This is a genomic window from Shigella sp. FC1967, from assembly GCF_001743005.1.
Taxonomy (GTDB): Bacteria; Pseudomonadota; Gammaproteobacteria; order Enterobacterales; family Enterobacteriaceae; genus Proteus.
This window is the reverse complement of sequence record NZ_MIIZ01000935.1, coordinates 1-1784: the sequence shown is the minus strand read 5'-3', so window position 1 is coordinate 1784 and position 1784 is coordinate 1. Positions and strand designations below refer to the sequence as shown.

The 1784-nt window shown below is 42.9% G+C and carries 2 protein-coding genes; both read right to left on the bottom strand.

The window, feature by feature from the left end; translation table 11 throughout:
- A partial coding sequence (carB, locus tag BHE89_RS16160; RefSeq protein WP_128860631.1) for a carbamoyl-phosphate synthase large subunit occupies positions 1 to 1010 on the bottom strand: 1010 nt, incomplete at its 3' end.
- A gap of 16 nt (positions 1011 to 1026) precedes the next feature.
- On the bottom strand, positions 1027 to 1784 hold a 758-nt coding region (locus BHE89_RS16155; RefSeq protein ID WP_128860630.1), incomplete at its 5' end, for a carbamoyl phosphate synthase small subunit.

Below are 1784 nucleotides of genomic sequence, written 5' to 3'. Positions count from 1 at the left end.
TTCATCAGCTCATCAAGGGTATAGCCTACCGCTAATTTTGCAGCGACCTTCGCAATTGGGAAGCCAGTCGCTTTAGAGGCAAGCGCGGATGAACGAGAAACTCGAGGATTCATTTCAATAACAATTAAGCGTCCTGTCTTAGGATCAACAGCAAACTGAACGTTAGATCCCCCCGTTTCAACACCTATCTCACGTAATACCGCCATCGAGGCATTACGCATAATTTGATATTCTTTGTCGGTAAGTGTTTGTGCTGGCGCGACAGTAATGGAATCTCCCGTATGAATTCCCATTGCATCAAAGTTTTCAATGGAGCAAACGATAATGCAGTTATCGTTTTTATCGCGCACCACTTCCATCTCATACTCTTTCCAGCCAATGAGTGATTCATCAATTAACAGTTCATTGGTTGGTGATAAATCTAAACCTCGAATACAAATTTCTTCAAATTCTTCACGATTATAAGCAATCCCACCACCGGTTCCGCCCATCGTGAATGAAGGACGAATAATACAAGGAAAACCCACTTGTTCAGCAACAGCAAAAGCTTCATCCAGCGTATGTGCTATACCTGAACGAGCTGTATCTAAACCGATTTTTTTCATCGCTTTATCAAAGCGTTGTCTATCTTCTGCTTTATCAATTGCATCAGCTGTGGCACCAATCATGGTGACACCGAACTCGGCTAAAACACCTTGGCGCTCTAACTCTAACGCACAGTTTAGTGCTGTTTGTCCTCCCATTGTCGGTAATACAGCATCAGGACGCTCTTTTTCAATAATTTTTCTCACAACTTGCCAGTGAATAGGCTCGATATACGTTGCATCGGCCATTTCAGGATCGGTCATAATGGTTGCAGGATTTGAATTTACCAAAATAACTCGATATCCCTCTTCACGTAGGGCTTTACATGCTTGAGCGCCTGAATAGTCAAATTCGCACGCTTGCCCGATAACAATCGGACCTGCACCTAAAATCAGGATTGTTTTGATATCTGTTCTTTTAGCCATTTCTTTCGCTCCTGATTTATTTGGTTGTCACTGATTGCAGGTTTTGACGATATTGCGCGATAAGCTCGATAAAGTGATCAAAAAGAGGTGCGGCATCATGCGGTCCAGGACTCGCTTCTGGATGACCTTGGAAACTGAATGCTGGTTTATCTGTGCGATGAATGCCTTGTAAAGAACCATCAAACAGAGATTTATGTGTCACACGTAAATTAGCAGGAAGAGAGGTTTCATCAACGGCAAATCCATGGTTTTGCGCTGTGATCATCACCGTATTTTTATCTAAATCTTTAACAGGATGATTGCCACCATGGTGACCAAATTTCATTTTGATGGTTTTTGCGCCGCTCGCTAATGCTAATAGTTGATGCCCTAAACAAATACCAAATACTGGAATATCACTGGTTAAAAAGGTTTGAATGGCGTTAATGGCGTAATCACAGGGCTCTGGATCCCCGGGGCCATTAGAAAGGAAAATACCATCGGGAGAAAGGGCTAAAACATCTTGAGCTGATGTTTGAGCAGGTACAACCGTGACTTGGCACCCTCTATCCACCAGCATACGTAAAATATTACGTTTCACACCAAAATCATACGCCACAATATGCAATGGCAATTCAGTCGCTAATTTAGCGTCGGGTAATTCATTTTTTAGCGTCCAACTTCCTTGCATCCACTGGTAAGGCTGTTTGGCAGTGACTGTTTTGGCTAAATCCATCCCTTTTAAGCCGGGAAAGGCTTTGGCTTTTTCGAGTGCAAGTTGGGTATCAGGATGTT